Below are 14690 nucleotides of genomic sequence, written 5' to 3' on the forward strand. Positions count from 1 at the left end.
AAGGACCGCTCTCGCAGCCGGAGCCTGCTCAACCTGCTGCACGGGTGAAAGGCGGTGATGCCCCCGGGTGCAAGGCCCAGCCTGCCCTACGGCCGCCGCGCGTGCCTACGCCTTGTTGTCGCCTGCCTGGCGCCGCGCCAGTGCCGCGTCATACAGCGCGTTTTTGGGCTGGCCGCTGATCTCGGCGCACAGGCGCACCGCGGTTTTCAGCGGCAGCTCGGCCAGCAGCAGGTCGAGCGTGCGCAGGGTGGTGGCGTCCAGCGCGTCGGTCTCGGCCGCGTCGGCCACCAGCGGGTGCACCATCAACGCGAACTCGCCGCGCGTGCGGTGTGCGCCGCCGGCCAGCCAGGCGCTGAAATCGGCCGCCGGCAGTTGTGCGATTTCTTCGAACTGTTTGGTCAGCTCGCGCCCCACGGTGAGCAGGCGTGGGCCCAGGGCCGCCATGTCTTTCGCCAGTGCCTCGATGCGGTGCGGCGCCTCCAGCAGCAGGCAGGCACGCGCGTCGGCGCCGATCTGCTGCAACTGGCGCTGCCGCTCCGTTGCCTTGGGCGAGAGAAAACCGGCGAACACGAACTGCCCGTCCCAGCCGCTGTGGCCGGTGACGCTGAGCAGGGCGGTGATGCTGCTCGGGCCGGGCAGCGGCACGCAGCGCAGGCCGGCGGCGGTGACGGCGGCCACCAGGCGTGCGCCCGGGTCGCTCACGCCGGGCGTGCCGGCGTCGCTCACATAGGCCACGCGCTGGCCGGCCTGCAGGCGCTGCACCACGGTCTGTGCGGCCTCGGCCTCGTTGTGTTCGTGCAGCGCCAGCAGCGGCTTGTGCAGGCCGTAGCCCTGCAGCAGCGCCGCCGTGTGGCGCGTGTCTTCGCAGGCCACGGTGTCGGCCAGCGACAGCACCTGCAAGGCGCGCAGCGCGATGTCGGCCAGGTTGCCGATCGGCGTGGCCACCATGTAGAGGGCGCCCTGCGGATAATGCTGATGCCCCGCCGTTTCGCGCGCGGCGACCAACAGGGATGGAGTGCTTGCAGACAATGTGGACATCCAGAAAACAGGGCGCTCCGGCCGTGGGCGGCGCTCGGGGCCAGACCACCAAGGCGCGGGGGGATGCGGCCGAAGACGCGGCCCTGGCCCACCTGCAGCGCCAGGGTCTGGCGCTGGTGCAGCGCAACTACAAAACCCCGGGCCGGGGCGGTGGCGAGGTCGATTTGATTATGCGCGAGCGCGACGGCACGCTGGTCTTCGTCGAGGTGCGCCAGCGTGCCAGCGCGCGCCAGGGTGGTGCCGGCGGCAGCATCACCGCGCTCAAGCAACGCCGCATCGTGTTCGCGGCACGGCACTTTTTGCTGCAGCTCGGATCGGAACCTCCATGCCGTTTCGACGTCGTATTGATCGAGGGTGCGCCCGGCACAACCTCCGCACCCGCCGCGACGCGCATCGAGTGGCTGCGCGCGGCTTTCGACGCTTCGGGCGCATTTTGATACACCACCGACCGCTATGATCGCCCCATGCTTCTGCAACGCATTCAGCAACAGTTCATCGACAGCGCCGACCTGAAATACCAGTGTGCGCAATCGCTCGCGCCCCTGGTGGAATTGGCCATCTCGGCGGTGCTGGCCAGTGTCACCGGCGGCGGCAAGGTGCTGTCCTGCGGCAACGGCGCCTCGGCCTCCGCAGCACAACATTTCGCCGCCAGTTTCATGGGCCGCTACGAACGCGAGCGGCCCGAACTCGCGGCCCTGTCCCTCTCGTCCGACGCCGCGGTGCTCACCGCCATCGCCACCGACTTCGACGGCCGTTCCGTGTTCGCGCGCCAGGTGCGTGCGCTCGGCCAGGCCGGCGACGTGCTGCTGGTTCTGTCCACCAGCGGCAACTCGGCCAACGTGGTGGCGGCGGTGGAAGCCGCGCACGAGCGCGAGATGACGGTGGTGGCCCTGACCGGTGGGCGCGGCGGCCGGTTGGCGCAGCTGCTGCGCGACACCGACGTGCACCTGTGCGTGCCGCACGAGTTGCCGGCGCGGATTCTGGAAGTGCACCACCTGGTGCTGCACTGCATTTGTGACGGAGTGGATGCCCAACTGCTGGGTCTGCCCGACGTGTCAACCCCCCATATGGAGAGCGCATCATGAGCTTTTTGAACAGCACCCCTTCCCGCCAGCGTTTTGCCATGGTCGCCCTCGCCGTGGCTGCCGCCGGCGCCACGCTGAGCGCCTGTGCACCCCTGATGGTGGGCGGCGCGGCCGTGACCGCCCTGGTGGCCGTGGACCGCCGCACCTCCGGCGCCCAACTGGACGACCAGGGCATCGAGCTGCGCGCGTCCAACCGCATCAAGGACGAGATCGGCGATGCGCGGGCGCGCTTCTCGGTTTCCAGCTACAACCGCCGCGTGCTGCTCACCGGCGAGGCGTCCAATGAAGCCGTCAAGACGCAGATCACGCAGATCGTCTCGGGCGTGGAGAACGTGCGCGAAGTGATCAACGAACTCGGCGTCACCGCCAGCCCGTCGTTCAAGGAACGCGCCAGCGACACGCTCATCACCGGCCGCGTGAAGGCCTCGCTGGTGGACGCTAAGGACCTGGCGGCCAGCGCCTTCAAGGTGGTCACCGAGCGTGGCACGGTGTACCTGATGGGCCGCGTGACGCAGCGCGAAGCCGACCGCGCCACCGACATCGCGCGCAACACCTCCAGCGTGGCGCGTGTGGTGCGCGTGCTCGAAATCATCAGCGAGCAGGAACTCGCCAACATCGGCGCCGCGAGGCAGCCGGCGCCGGTGAACGACGCGAAGTAAGTTCGCGCGCCACACCGCCCATCCAGAACACCGCGGAACCGGCGCCGCCGGGCCGCAGGTGTTGCCCCCTTGAGGGGGAGACGCCGCAGGCGGCGCAGGGGTGGGGTTACTTCAAGCGTTTGATCAGGCTCGAGGTGTCGTAGCGCTGGCCGCCCATGGCCTGCACGTCGGCATAGAACTGGTCCACCAGGGCTGTCACCGGCAGGCGTGCGCCGTTGCGCTTGGCCTCGTCGAGCACCAGGCCCAGGTCCTTGCGCATCCAGTCGACCGCAAAGCCGAAGTCGAACTTGTCGGCCACCATGGTCTTGCCGCGGTTGTCGAGCTGCCAGCTCTGCGCCGCGCCCTTGCCGATCACGTCCAGCACCTGGTTCACGTCGAGGCCGGCTTTCTGGCCGAAGGCGATGGCTTCGGACAGGCCCTGCACCAGACCGGCGATGCAGATCTGGTTGACCATCTTGGTGAGTTGGCCGGCGCCGCTGGCGCCCATCAGGGTGAAGGCGCGCGAGAACGCCAGCGCCACCGGCGTCACGGCGTCGAAGGCCGCGGCATCACCGCCGCACATGACGGTGAGGGCCCCGTTCTGCGCACCCGCCTGGCCACCCGAAACCGGGGCGTCGATGAACGACAGACCGAGCGTCTTGCCGGCACCGTAAAGCTCGCGCGCGACGTCGGCCGATGCGGTGGTGTGGTCCACGAACACCGCACCCGGGGCCATGCCGGCGAAGGCGCCATCGGCACCCAGCACCACGGAGCGCAGGTCGTCGTCGTTGCCGACGCAGGCAAACACGATGTCGGCACCCTGGGCCGCTTCGCGTGGCGTGGGCTTGTGCGCGCCACCGAACTCGGCCACCCAGGCCGCGGCCTTGGCGCTGGAGCGGTTGTAGACCGTCACCGCATGGCCGGCGCGCGCGAGGTGCCCCGCCATGGGGTAACCCATGACACCCAGGCCGATGAAGGCGACCTTGCGGGCGGGCGTGGATTCGTAGGGACGTGCAGCGATGCTGGTCATGAGAAAAGGCCTTTCGTGTGGAGTTCCAGAAATGCCGCGGAACCGGCTTTGCCGGGCCGCAGGCATTGCCCCTTGAGGGGGCAGCGCGCCGCAGGCGCGGCGCGGGGGGAATCACATGATAGTGAGGTGCTCGGTGCCCGCGGCCAGGTCGATCGACTTGGCGCGCTGGCTGTTGAGCTTGATCTGCAGGCGCAGGTCGTTGAGCGAGTCGGCGTTGCGCAGCGCGTCTTCCAGCGTGATGAGGTTGGCCTCGAAGGCGTTGAACAGCGCCTGGTCGAAGGTCTGCATGCCCATCTGCGTGCTCTTCTTCATGATCTCCTTGATCTCGGCCACATCGCCCTTGAAGATCAGGTCGGAGATCAGCGGGGAGTTCAGCATGATCTCCACCGCCGCGTGCCGGCCCTTGTTGTCCTGGCGCGGAATCAGGCGCTGCGACACCAGCGCGCGCAGGTTCAGCGACAGGTCCATCAGCAACTGGGCGCGGCGCTCTTCGGGGAAGAAGTTGATGATGCGGTCCAGCGCCTGGTTGGCGCTGTTGGCGTGCAGCGTGGCCAGGCACAGGTGACCGGTTTCCGAGAACTGGATTGCATGCTCCATGGTCTCGCGGTCACGGATTTCGCCCATCAGGATCACGTCGGGCGCCTGGCGCAGCGTGTTCTTCAGCGCGGCTTCCCAGCTGTCGGTGTCCAGGCCCACTTCGCGTTGCGTCACCACGCAGTTCTTGTGCGGGTGCACGAACTCCACCGGGTCTTCGATGGTGATGATGTGGCCGTGGGTGTTCTCGTTGCGCCAGTCCACCATGGCTGCCAGCGAGGTGGACTTGCCCGAGCCGGTGGCGCCGACCAGGATGCACAGGCCGCGCTTGGACAGCGCCACGTCCTTCAGCACCTGCGGCAGGCCGAGTTTGTCGATGGTGGGCAGCACGGCGGGAATCGTGCGCAGCACCATGCCGACCTTGCCCTGCTGGATGAAGGCGCTGACGCGGAAGCGGCCGATGGCCGGCGGCGCGATGGCGAAGTTGCACTCCTTGGTGCGCTCGAACTCCGCCGCCTGCTTGTCGTTCATGATGGAACGCGCCAGGGCCAGCGTGTGCGAGGCATTGAGCGGCTGCGGCGAGACCTTGACCACCGCACCATCGACCTTGATCGCAGGCGGAAAGTCCGCCGTGAGGAACAGGTCGCTGCCGGTGCGGCTGAGCATCAGGCGCAGCAGGTCGTTGATGAATTTTGAAGCCTGGTCGCGTTCCATGGACCTTCCCCTCGTGTCGTTTTTCTTAACTGGCGCCGGCTGGATCAGCCGGGGAAATTCTCGGGGATCTTGGCCTTGCCGCGTGCTTCGGCCGGGCTGATCACGTTGCGCTTGACCAGGTCGGACAGGTTCTGGTCCAGCGTCTGCATGCCCACGCTGTTGCCGGTCTGGATCGCCGAGTACATCTGCGCCACCTTGGCCTCGCGGATCAGGTTGCGGATCGCGCTGGTGCCCAGCATGATCTCGTGCGCCGCGACACGGCCCGAACCGTCCTTGGTCTTGCACAGCGTCTGCGAGATGACAGCCACCAGCGATTCGGACAACATGGCGCGCACCATGTCTTTTTCTTCCGCCGGGAACACGTCGATGATGCGGTCGATGGTCTTGGCCGCGCTGGAGGTGTGCAGGGTGCCGAACACCAGGTGGCCGGTTTCGGCGGCGGTCATGGCCAGGCGGATGGTTTCGAGGTCGCGCATTTCGCCGACCAGGATCGCGTCCGGGTCTTCGCGCAGCGCCGAGCGCAGTGCGTTGGCAAAGCTCAGGGTGTGTGGCCCGACTTCACGCTGGTTGACCAGGCACTTCTTGGACTCGTGCACGAACTCCACCGGGTCTTCCACCGTCAGGATATGGCCGTACTCGGTTTCGTTGAGGTGGTTGACCATGCCGGCCAGCGTGGTCGACTTGCCCGAACCGGTCGGGCCGGTCACCAGCACCAGGCCGCGCGGGCGCAGTGCGAGGTCGCCGAAGATCTTGGGCGCGTTGAGCTGTTCGAGCGTGAGGATCTTGCTCGGGATGGTGCGGAACACCGCGCCGGCGCCGCGGTTGTGGTTGAAGGCGTTGACGCGGAATCGCGACAGGCCTTCGATCTCGAACGAGAAGTCGCACTCGAGGAACTCTTCGTACTGCTTGCGCTGGCTGTCGTTCATGATGTCGTACACCATGCCGTGGACCTGCTTGTGGTCCAGCGGTTCGACGTTGATGCGTCGCACGTCGCCATGCACCCGTATCATGGGCGGCAGACCGGCCGAGAGGTGAAGATCGGATGCTTTGTTCTTGACGCTGAAGGCAAGCAGTTGGGTGATATCCATCCCGGGGTCCCGTGCGGTGTTGAGGTATGACGGCAGATTATGACGAGCATTGAACGCAATCTCCAAGGCTTGCAGGCGCGAATGGCGCTTGCGTGCGCACAGGCGGAACGCGGCGTGACAGAGGTCTCGCTGCTGGCGGTTTCCAAGACCTTCGGGCCCGACGCCGTTCGTCTGGCGCAGGCTGCCGGCCAGCGTTCTTTTGGCGAGAACTACGTGCAGGAAGGGGTGGAGAAAATCCTCGCCCTGCGCGAATCCGCGAACGCCGAAACGCCCGCCATCGAATGGCATTGCATCGGCCCGCTGCAGAGCAACAAGACGCGCCTGGTGGCGGCACATTTCGACTGGGTGCAATCGGTCGACCGGCTCAAGATCGCCGAGCGCCTGAGCGAACAACGCCCCGATGCCTTGCCACCCTTGCAGGTCTGCCTGCAGGTGAACGTGGACGGTGGTGCCACCAAGGCCGGTGTGTCGCCGGCCGAACTGCCGGCGCTGGCCGCGGCGGTGGCGCGGCTGCCGCGTCTGAAACTGCGTGGCCTGATGTGCATCCCGGACCCGGTTGAAGGCTTTGAGGCGCAGCGCGCGGTGTTCCTGCAGGCCAGGGCGCTGTTTGACCGGCTCAACGCCGAGGGCCATGCGCTGGACACCTTGTCCATGGGCATGAGCGACGACCTGGAGGCCGCCATCGCCGCCGGTGCCACCCTGGTGCGTGTGGGCCGGGCCGTGTTCGGCGGCCGGCCCGCCAGGCTGTCTTGATGCTCAGTTCTTCGCCGCCGGCTTGATGGCGCCGCAGCTGGTGGCCAGCCACTTGCCCTGGCCTTCCATGCTCGTCGTCTGCGGCTTGCCCTGCGGTGTGCTGGTGACCACCATCTTCATGCTGTAGGCGGCGTCGCCGTTGAAGGTGTAGGTGCTTTCACCGGTGGAGGGCGGTGTCTTGCAGACGAAGTTCATCTTCATGCCGGTGGCGCTGCGCGAAGTCACGGTGCTGGTGCAATTGCCATCCTTCTGCATCGGCATGTCCTGCCGCGCCGCCATCTCGGGCGTGATGCAGACCTTGATCGCCATCTCGCCCCCCGAGCCCGCGCCGGGCAGGCTCATGCCCTGTTTCGCGAACATCTCTTCCATCTGCTTGCGCTGCGCGGGCGGCATGCTCGCCATCTGCTGCTGCATCTGTGCCATGGCCTTGTCCACCTCGGGGTTGCCCACCATCTTGTGGGTGATCTCCCACAGGCCGGGCTTGATGGTCTGGGCATGGGCGGTGCCGCCGAGCACGAGCAGGGCGGCGGACAAGAGGGTGGACGCGGTGGCGCTGCGGTGGTTCATCGTGTGGTCTCCTGGGCTGAAGCCGGCCATTGTGCGGGGCGCAGTTGGCCTGTCAATGACAGAGGAATGGCAATGCACCCCATCACAGGATCACAGCGGCAGGCGCGAGCTGTTCTTCACCTCTTCCATCACCGCGTAGGTGCGGGTCTCGCGCACGCCGGGCAACTGCCACAGCACACTGCCGGCGAAGTCGCGGTAGGCCGCCATGTCGGCCATGCGGGTCTTGAGCAGGTAGTCGAAACCGCCGGCCACCATGTGGCACTCCATGATCTCGTCGCGCACCTGCACCGCGGCTTTGAACTCGTTGAACACGTTGGGCGTGGTGCGGTCGAGCAGCACCTCGACGAAGACCATCATGCCGCGCCCGAGCTGCAGCGGGTTCAGCCGCGCCTCGTAGCCGAGGATGAAGCCGTCGCGCTGCAGGCGCTGGGTGCGCGCCAGCACCGCGGTGGGCGAGAGCGCCACCGCTTCGGCCAGTTTCAGGTTGCTCAGGCGGCCGTCGGCCTGCAGCAGTTGCAGGATCTTCAGGTCGATGCGGTCGGGTGGCGCGATGGCTGACATGACGGTGGATTATCCGGTTTGAACCGTCTTGTTTGGTGAAATGTTCGGTCATTTTGGCGGCAACATGCCTGAACTCACCGATTCAGCGCCCTTTCCGGAGCCCTCCATGCCACGCACCGCCGACCGCCTGCCGTTCCCCTACCGCCCCGAAGCCGGGGTGCTGGCCCAGCGCCTGAGCGCCTTGCATGGCGCGCTGGACTGGGACGCCGCCGCCGCCCACGCCGCCCCCTGGGTGCAGGCGGTGCGCCAGCACCCACCGCCGTTCTGGGCCATGGAGAGCCTGCTCAGGGAGTACCCGATTTCCAGCGCCGAGGGCCTGGCGCTGATGCGGCTGGCCGAGGCCCTGCTGCGTGTGCCCGACGCCGAGACCGCGATAGCGCTCACCGCCGACCAGCTCGGCCGGGCCGACTTCGATGGCCATGCGTCAACGTTGGCGCGCCTGTCCTCCAGCGCCATCGCGCTGTCCAGACACTTCCTGCCTACCGCCGATGCCGAACCCGGCGTGATGGCCAGGCTGGGCGCACGCACCGTGGTGGCCGCCGCGCTGCGTGCGGTGCAGTTGCTGGGCCGGCAGTTCGTGCTGGGCCAGACCATCGCCGAGGGCATGAAGGAGGCGGGCGCGGCCCGCCAGCGCCAGGCCCATCTGCGCTTCAGCTACGACATGCTGGGCGAGGGCGCGCGCACCGAGGCCGACGCGCTGCGCTACCTCGCGAGTTACCGGCACGCCATTGCCGCCATCGCGCACGGTGCCGACCGCGCGCGCCATCCGGCGCAGAACGACGGCATCTCCATCAAGCTCAGCGCGCTGCACCCGCGCTACGAAGATGCGCAGCACGACCGCGTGATGCGTGAACTGGTGCCGCGCGTGTGGACGCTGTGCGAGGCGGCCGCCGCGGCCGGGCTCAACCTCACCATCGACGCCGAAGAGGTGGACCGGCTCGAACTTTCGCTGGACGTGTTCGACGCCCTGGCCGCGCGCGTGGCGCGGGAGTGTCCGCAGTGGCAGGGCTTCGGACTGGCATTGCAGGCCTACCAGACGCGCGCGGTGGAGCTGGTTGAACACGTGGCGGCGCTGGCGCGGCGGCACCGGCTGCGCTTCATGTGCCGGCTGGTCAAGGGCGCCTACTGGGATGCGGAGATCAAGCGCGCGCAAGAGCTCGGCCTGCCGGCCTACCCGGTGTTCAAGCAGAAGCCGCACACCGATGTGAGTTACCTGGCGTGTGCGCACGCCTTGCTGGACGCGTCCGATGCGATCTACCCGCAGTTCGCCACCCACAACGCCGGCACCATCGCGGCCATCCTGCAGATGGCGGGCAGACATGGCACGCCCTTCGAGCTGCAGCGCCTGCACGGCATGGGCGAGGGCATCTACCGCGAGGTGCTGAAGAACCCGGCGGTGTCGTGCCGCGTGTACGCGCCGGTGGGCGCGCACCGCGACCTGCTGGCCTATCTGGTGCGGCGCCTGCTGGAGAACGGCGCCAACTCGTCCTTCGTGCACCAGCTGGCCGACGAGTCGGTGGGCATGGACGAGCTGCTGGTGTCGCCGCTGCTGCGCTCCTCGCCCGGTGCCCACGTGTCGACGTTGCCATTGCCGCCGGCACTCTACGGAGACACACGGCCCAACAGCCTGGGGCTGGACCTGGCGGTGGTCGCGCAACGCGAACCGTTGCTGGCCGCGCACGCAGCCTTGCACGTGCCGACCGTGCCGGAAGCGAGTGCCGCCGACGTACCGGCCTCGGTAGCGCGCGCCGTGCGAGCCTTCGGTGGCTGGAGCCACACGCCGGTGGCCGAACGTGCCGCCGTGTTGCGCCGCACCGCCGACGCCATGCAAGGGCAACTGCCCACGCTGTGCGCGCTGCTGGTGAAGGAAGCGCACAAGGGCTGGGCCGATGCGGTGTCCGAGGTGCGCGAGGCGATCGACTTCCTGCGCTACTACGCCAACGACGCCGAACGCGTGATGGCGCCGCAGACCCTGCCGGGCCCCACCGGCGAGAGCAACACCTTGCGGCTGGAAGGGCGTGGCGCCTGGGTCTGCATCAGCCCCTGGAACTTCCCGCTGGCCATTTTCACCGGCCAGGTGGCGGCGGCACTCGCCACCGGCAACAGCGTGCTGGCCAAACCCGCCGAGCAGACGCCGGCCATTGCGCTCGAAGCCGTGCGGCTGCTTCACGCCGCCGGCGTGCCGGCCGATGCGCTGCAACTGCTGCACGGCCCGGGCGAGACGGTGGGTGCGGCGCTGGTGGCGCAGCCCGGCATTGCCGGTGTGGTGTTCACCGGTTCCACGCCGGTGGCCAAGCTGATCCAGCGCGCGCTGGCCGCCAAGGACGGGCCCATCGTGCCGCTGATTGCCGAGACCGGTGGCATCAACGCCATGCTGGTCGACAGCACGGCCCTGCCCGAGCAGGTGGCCGACGCCGTGCTGCAGAGCGCGTTCCGCAGCGCCGGCCAGCGTTGTTCTGCGCTGCGCCTGCTGTGTGTGCACGAGGCGGTGGCCGATGGTGTGATCCACATGATCCGGGGCGCGGCGCAAGAGCTGGTGGCGGGCAACCCGGCCGAGCTGTCCACCGACCTCGGCCCGGTGATCGACGCCGAGGCCTTCGACGGCATTGCGCAGCAACTGCAGCACCTGCATGGGCACGCCAGGCCGCTGCTGCCATCGGCGCCGTCTGCATCGGCCCTGCCGCACCTGGTGGTGCCGCAGATGTTCGAGGTGAACGATGTGGCGGATGTGAAGACCGAGATCTTCGGCCCGGTGCTGCAGGTGGTGCGCTGGCGCGGCGACCCGATGGCGGTGGTGCAGCAGATCAACGCGCTGGGCTATGGCCTCACGCTGGGCATCCAGACCCGCATCGACAGCCGCGCGCTGGCGCTGGCCGCGGCCGCGCGCGTGGGCAACGTCTATGTGAGCCGCAACATGATCGGCGCCGTGGTCGGCGTGCAGCCCTTTGGTGGCGAAGGCCTGAGTGGCACCGGCCCCAAGGCCGGCGGCCCGCACTACCTGCAGCGCTTCTGCGCCGAGCAGACCCTGACCATCAACACCACCGCCGCCGGTGGCAACGTGGCGCTGTTCACCGCCTGAGCGTGCCGGGCGGCGCGCTCAGCTCAGCACCAGCAGGCCCGCGGTCGGGTTCTGCAGCAGCGCGTTCAGCGCCTCGATCGGCAGCGGCTTGGCGAACAGATAACCCTGGAACTGGTCGCAACCCTGGTAGGCCAGGAAGTCGCGCTGCTCCTGCGTTTCCACGCCTTCGGCCACCACCTTCAGGCTCAGGCTCTGCGCCAGGGCGATGATGGCGCGCGAGATGGCAGCGTCGTTCGGGTCGGTCAATACGTCCGCGACAAAACCCTTGTCGATCTTGAGCTGGTCCAGCGGCAGGCGCTTGAGCACCGAGAGCGAGGAGTAGCCGACACCGAAGTCGTCCAGCGCCAGCGTCACGCCCAGCGCCTTGAGCATGCCCATCTTGTCGATGGTGATCTCCATGCGGTCGGCCAGCAGGCTTTCGGTGAGTTCGAGCTTGAGGTTCTGCGGCTGGATGCCGTTGCGCGTGATGGCGGCCATCACCATGTCGACGAAATCGGGGTGGCGGAACTGGCGCACGCTCACGTTCACCGCGATGCTCAGGTTCGCGGTCTGCGGCTGGTCTGCCCAGGTGGCCAGCTGTTCGCAGGCTTTCTCCAGCACCCACTGGCCCAGCGGCAGGATCAGGCCGGTGTCTTCGGCCACCGAGATGAAGTCGGCCGGGTGGATCAGTCCGCGGTGCGGGTGCTGCCAGCGCACCAGGGCTTCCACGCCGATGATCACGCCGACACGGTCCACCTGCGGCTGGTAGTGCACCACGAACTGCTGCTCGTTGAGCGCCACGCGCAGGTCGGAGCCCACGGTGGCGTTGGCGCTCACCGTGGCCTGCATGTTGGGGTCGAAGAAACACAGGGTGTTGCGCCCCAGGGACTTGGCCTGGTACATCGCCAGGTCGGCCTGCTTGAGCAGCTCGGCCACATCGCTCTGCTGGCCCTGGAACGAGGTGACGCCGATGCTGGGCGTGGTGAAGTGCTGGTGGCCGGTGAGCTGGAACGGCTCGCGCAGCGTGTTGAGCACCTTTTCGGCCAGGGCGTGGGCCTTGAAGGCCGCGGCCTCGGGGTCGGCGCTGAGGTCGTCGACCATCACCACGAATTCGTCGCCACCCAGGCGCGCCACCATGTCGGTCTTGCGCACGCTCTTGGTCAGGCGCGCCGCCACCTTCTGCAGCAGCTGGTCGCCCATGTGGTGGCCCAGGGTGTCGTTGAGCACCTTGAAGTTGTCCAGGTCGATGAACATCAGTGCACCGTGCTGGCCCGAGCGTTCGCTGGCGGCCAGCGCCTGCTGCAGCCGGTCCAGCAGCAGCTGGCGGTTGGGCAGGTCGGTCAGCGCGTCGTAGAACGCCAGGTGGCGGATCATGTCTTCGGCGGTCTTGCGCTGCGTGATGTCACGCCCCACCGCCACCCAGTGCGTCACCTCTTCGGCGGTGGCCTGCACCGACACCACTTCCAGCTCGACCCAGAACATGGCGCCGTTCTTGCGCCGCACCATCAGCTCGGTGCGGGCCTGCTGGGTCTGCTGCAGGCCCAGTGCCAGCTGCCGCAGCTTGGGGATGGCGGGGTCGAGTTCGAGCAGCATGCGCGGCGACTGCCCCAGCACCTCGGCACGGCTGTAGCCGGTGTGCTGCTCGAAGGCGTCGTTCACGAACACGATGCGCGGCTCCTGGTCGTCGCTGCCGATGCCGGTTTCGGCGATGGCCACGATGTCGTTGAGCCGCGACACGCTGGTCTCCAGCAACATCAGCTGTTCCTGCGAGCGGCGCCGTTCGGTGACGTCGCGGAAGTACACCGCCAGCCCTTCGGCAAACGGGTAGGCGCGCACCTCCAGCCACTTGCCCAGCGTGGGGAAGTAGTCCTCCAGCTCGACCCGGCGGTTGGTGTCCAGCGATTGCTTGAGCTGTTCTTTAAGGCGCTTGGCCAGGCCGGCGCCGAAGTCCTGCCAGAGCTCCAGCCCGAGCAGATCGGCGGTGGTCTTCTGCAGCAGGCGTTCGCTCTCCTGGTTCAGGTAGGTGAAGCAGCACTGGCGGTCCAGCGTGACGAAGGCCTCGGTGATGCTGGCCAGCGTGGTGGTCAGGCGCATGGCCAGGCGCAGCGTGTCCTGCTGTGCCTGCTTCTGTGCCGAGATGTCCTGGATCGCGCCCTGAATGCGCACGATCTGTCCGTTGGAGCGGCGCACGGCGGTGCCCACGGTGCGCACCCACTTGGGCGCGCCGCCGTCCACCATGACCTGGATTTCCTCGTCAAAGCCCTCGCCGTGCTGCGCACAGCGCTCCAGCCGCAGCCGGATGTTGTTGCGCCACTCGGGGCTGTAGCGCTGCACCATGTCTTCCAGGTTGTGCACCTGGCGTTGGTCGTTCAGGCCGAGCACGGTCGCGAACTCGTCCGAATGCACCACCTCGCGCGTGGACAGCTGCAGCGACCAGCTGCCGGCACCTGCGGTGTGCTCGGTCAGGTTGAGCCGGCTTTCGCTCTCGCGCAGGATGGTGGCGTTGTACTGCTCGCTCTGGTCGCAGCGGCGCGCCAGCGAGAGCACGTCGGCCGCGTGCCGCGCCAGCAACTGGAGCACGTCGGGGCTGGGCGGCGGCCCGCTGTGAGGGGCCTTGTCCAGCAGCAGCAGTGCGGTGCCCGGCAGCCCGGCCACGGCGGGCAGGGGCAGCCAGTGGCCATGGCCCACGCCAGGTTCGTCGACGCTGGTCTGGTCGGCCGTCGGCTGGCCCGGATCACCCTGCACCCACTGGCGCGCAAACGCCTCGATCGCGGCCGGGATGTCCTGCGACTCCAGCCCGTGCGCGCCGAGCACCTCGGGTGGCGAGCGCGATGCATCCAGCAGCAGGGCGGCACCGGTGTGCGCCATCAGCGCCGTCATCTCGGCCAGGCGGTCCAGTTCGTTGCGCTGTGTCGGCACGGTCCAGGTCCCGGTGCGGTCGAAGGCCGTGTCGGCGATGGGGGCAGTGCGGTTCCGGGATCCAGCTCGCATGGGAAGAGGTGTCAGGAAGGGGGTGGGGCTTGCAGCATACAGAGTCCGTTGTCACGGGCCCCACTTGTTATGGGCCTAAGCTGATGGCAGCCCGTGAGGTTCTGCACGGGATACCCCAAAGATGGTGACCGGTTTTGTAACGGAAATGTTAGATGTGTTGCTTATGTTCTAACATCGGGCAGATGCCGATACCCTGGCGTTTGTGAAGTTTTCGCCCACCGGTATCGCCCTTGTCAGTGTGAATTTTGTGTGAGGAATTGATCGTGAGCACACTCGCAGAACTCCGGCAGTACAGCGACGTCGCCAGTCTCAAGTCCGCGCTGCACCAGCTGTGCAGCGAGTTCGGCCGCATCACGCGGCTGGACATCCTCACGGCCATGCACGAAGGCACCAAACAGGCCATCTGTTTCCTGCGCATGGAGCGCCCGGAAGAAGAGCAGGTGCTCATGAAGAGCCTGGGCGTGGGCCGCTTCGGCGGCGAGGTGGTCTTCGTGCTCAACCTCAACGTGCCGGTGACGGCCGAGGACGGCCCCTCGTCGCAGTGGGCCGACTCCGACATCTATTGAGCCTGGCACGCGGCCGCAGCGCCGGCCCGCGTGTTCTTTTTTCCCGTGGCCTGATTCGACGCCGCAC

13 protein-coding genes are annotated in these 14690 nt (G+C 67.8%); 6 read left to right on the forward strand and 7 right to left on the reverse strand.

What is annotated here, in order from left to right; translation table 11 throughout:
- Positions 1–105 precede the first annotated feature (105 nt).
- A complete protein-coding gene (gene rsmI / locus HPA01S_RS10885) occupies positions 106–1029 on the reverse strand; it encodes a 16S rRNA (cytidine(1402)-2'-O)-methyltransferase (RefSeq protein ID WP_066269795.1) in 924 nt (307 codons plus the stop codon).
- Between rsmI and HPA01S_RS10890 the strand changes: the two genes are divergently transcribed.
- Genes HPA01S_RS10890 through HPA01S_RS10900 form a run of 3 tightly spaced genes read left to right on the forward strand, consistent with a single transcriptional unit; the run spans position 1029 to position 2782 of the window.
- Positions 1029–1475 carry a YraN family protein gene (locus tag HPA01S_RS10890; protein ID WP_066269799.1) on the forward strand — a complete coding sequence of 149 codons (447 nt, stop codon included), beginning with the start codon at positions 1029–1031 and terminating at the stop codon, positions 1473–1475. The genes rsmI and HPA01S_RS10890 overlap by 1 nt on opposite strands.
- 27 nt (positions 1476–1502) lie before the next feature.
- Complete coding sequence (locus HPA01S_RS10895; RefSeq protein WP_066269800.1) at positions 1503–2123, forward strand: SIS domain-containing protein; 621 nt, start codon at positions 1503–1505, stop codon at positions 2121–2123.
- Entirely contained in the window at positions 2120–2782 is a 663-nt protein-coding gene (locus tag HPA01S_RS10900) for a BON domain-containing protein (RefSeq protein WP_066269801.1), read from the forward strand. Before HPA01S_RS10895 ends, HPA01S_RS10900 begins: the two co-directional genes overlap by 4 nt.
- Before the next feature lie 106 nt (positions 2783–2888).
- Here HPA01S_RS10900 and HPA01S_RS10905 read toward each other — a convergent pair whose 3' ends face one another.
- From HPA01S_RS10905 to HPA01S_RS10915, 3 genes are all read right to left on the reverse strand, one after another.
- Positions 2889–3791: an NAD(P)-dependent oxidoreductase gene (locus HPA01S_RS10905; RefSeq protein ID WP_066269802.1), complete on the reverse strand. Its 903-nt coding sequence runs from the start codon at positions 3789–3791 to the stop codon at positions 2889–2891.
- Between the two features lie 111 nt (positions 3792–3902).
- Entirely contained in the window at positions 3903–5039 is a 1137-nt protein-coding gene (locus HPA01S_RS10910) for a PilT/PilU family type 4a pilus ATPase (RefSeq protein WP_066269804.1), read from the reverse strand.
- Positions 5040–5083: 44 nt separating this feature from the next.
- Positions 5084–6127: a type IV pilus twitching motility protein PilT gene (locus HPA01S_RS10915; protein ID WP_066269806.1), complete on the reverse strand. Its 1044-nt coding sequence runs from the start codon at positions 6125–6127 to the stop codon at positions 5084–5086.
- Positions 6128–6166: 39 nt separating this feature from the next.
- On the opposite strand from HPA01S_RS10915, the gene HPA01S_RS10920 reads away from it, so the two are divergent.
- The gene (locus tag HPA01S_RS10920; protein WP_066269807.1) at positions 6167–6880 is read left to right on the forward strand and encodes a YggS family pyridoxal phosphate-dependent enzyme; all 714 of its coding nucleotides are present in this window, start codon (positions 6167–6169) and stop codon (positions 6878–6880) included.
- 3 nt (positions 6881–6883) lie between these two features.
- On the opposite strand, the gene HPA01S_RS10925 is transcribed toward HPA01S_RS10920, so the two are convergent.
- Together HPA01S_RS10925 and HPA01S_RS10930 are read right to left on the reverse strand one after the other, a co-directional pair.
- Positions 6884–7447: a DUF3617 domain-containing protein gene (locus tag HPA01S_RS10925; protein ID WP_066269808.1), complete on the reverse strand. Its 564-nt coding sequence runs from the start codon at positions 7445–7447 to the stop codon at positions 6884–6886.
- A 90-nt stretch (positions 7448–7537) separates the two neighbouring features.
- A complete protein-coding gene (locus HPA01S_RS10930; protein WP_066269810.1) occupies positions 7538–8008 on the reverse strand; it encodes an Lrp/AsnC ligand binding domain-containing protein in 471 nt (156 codons plus the stop codon).
- A 106-nt stretch (positions 8009–8114) separates the two neighbouring features.
- Here HPA01S_RS10930 and HPA01S_RS10935 point away from each other — a divergent pair, with 106 nt between their 5' ends.
- On the forward strand, positions 8115–11087 hold the full coding sequence (locus tag HPA01S_RS10935; protein ID WP_066269865.1) for an L-glutamate gamma-semialdehyde dehydrogenase: 2973 nt from the start codon (positions 8115–8117) through the stop codon (positions 11085–11087).
- 18 nt (positions 11088–11105) lie between these two features.
- Here HPA01S_RS10935 and HPA01S_RS10940 read toward each other — a convergent pair whose 3' ends face one another.
- Entirely contained in the window at positions 11106–14057 is a 2952-nt protein-coding gene (locus tag HPA01S_RS10940) for a sensor domain-containing protein (protein ID WP_157084969.1), read from the reverse strand.
- A gap of 263 nt (positions 14058–14320) precedes the next feature.
- Between HPA01S_RS10940 and HPA01S_RS10945 the strand changes: the two genes are divergently transcribed.
- Entirely contained in the window at positions 14321–14623 is a 303-nt protein-coding gene (locus tag HPA01S_RS10945) for an RNA-binding protein (protein WP_066269814.1), read from the forward strand.
- Positions 14624–14690: the final 67 nt, after the last annotated feature.

The organism is Hydrogenophaga palleronii NBRC 102513 (assembly GCF_001571225.1).
In the GTDB taxonomy this organism is placed as follows: Bacteria; Pseudomonadota; Gammaproteobacteria; order Burkholderiales; family Burkholderiaceae_C; genus Hydrogenophaga; species Hydrogenophaga palleronii.

Excerpts from the sequence above, each read along its gene's own strand:
- HPA01S_RS10940 (WP_157084969.1), bottom strand. The coding sequence starts at position 14,057 with ATGCGAGCTGGATCCCGGAACCGCACTGCCCCCATCGCCGACACGGCC.
- HPA01S_RS10900 (WP_066269801.1), top strand. The coding sequence starts at position 2,120 with ATGAGCTTTTTGAACAGCACCCCTTCCCGCCAGCGTTTTGCCATGGTC.
- HPA01S_RS10930 (WP_066269810.1), bottom strand. The coding sequence starts at position 8,008 with ATGTCAGCCATCGCGCCACCCGACCGCATCGACCTGAAGATCCTGCAA.
- HPA01S_RS10915 (WP_066269806.1), bottom strand. The coding sequence starts at position 6,127 with ATGGATATCACCCAACTGCTTGCCTTCAGCGTCAAGAACAAAGCATCC.
- HPA01S_RS10925 (WP_066269808.1), bottom strand. The coding sequence starts at position 7,447 with ATGAACCACCGCAGCGCCACCGCGTCCACCCTCTTGTCCGCCGCCCTG.
- HPA01S_RS10905 (WP_066269802.1), bottom strand. The coding sequence starts at position 3,791 with ATGACCAGCATCGCTGCACGTCCCTACGAATCCACGCCCGCCCGCAAG.
- HPA01S_RS10920 (WP_066269807.1), top strand. The coding sequence starts at position 6,167 with ATGACGAGCATTGAACGCAATCTCCAAGGCTTGCAGGCGCGAATGGCG.
- HPA01S_RS10935 (WP_066269865.1), top strand. The coding sequence starts at position 8,115 with ATGCCACGCACCGCCGACCGCCTGCCGTTCCCCTACCGCCCCGAAGCC.
- HPA01S_RS10895 (WP_066269800.1), top strand. The coding sequence starts at position 1,503 with ATGCTTCTGCAACGCATTCAGCAACAGTTCATCGACAGCGCCGACCTG.
- HPA01S_RS10890 (WP_066269799.1), top strand. The coding sequence starts at position 1,029 with ATGTGGACATCCAGAAAACAGGGCGCTCCGGCCGTGGGCGGCGCTCGG.
- HPA01S_RS10910 (WP_066269804.1), bottom strand. The coding sequence starts at position 5,039 with ATGGAACGCGACCAGGCTTCAAAATTCATCAACGACCTGCTGCGCCTG.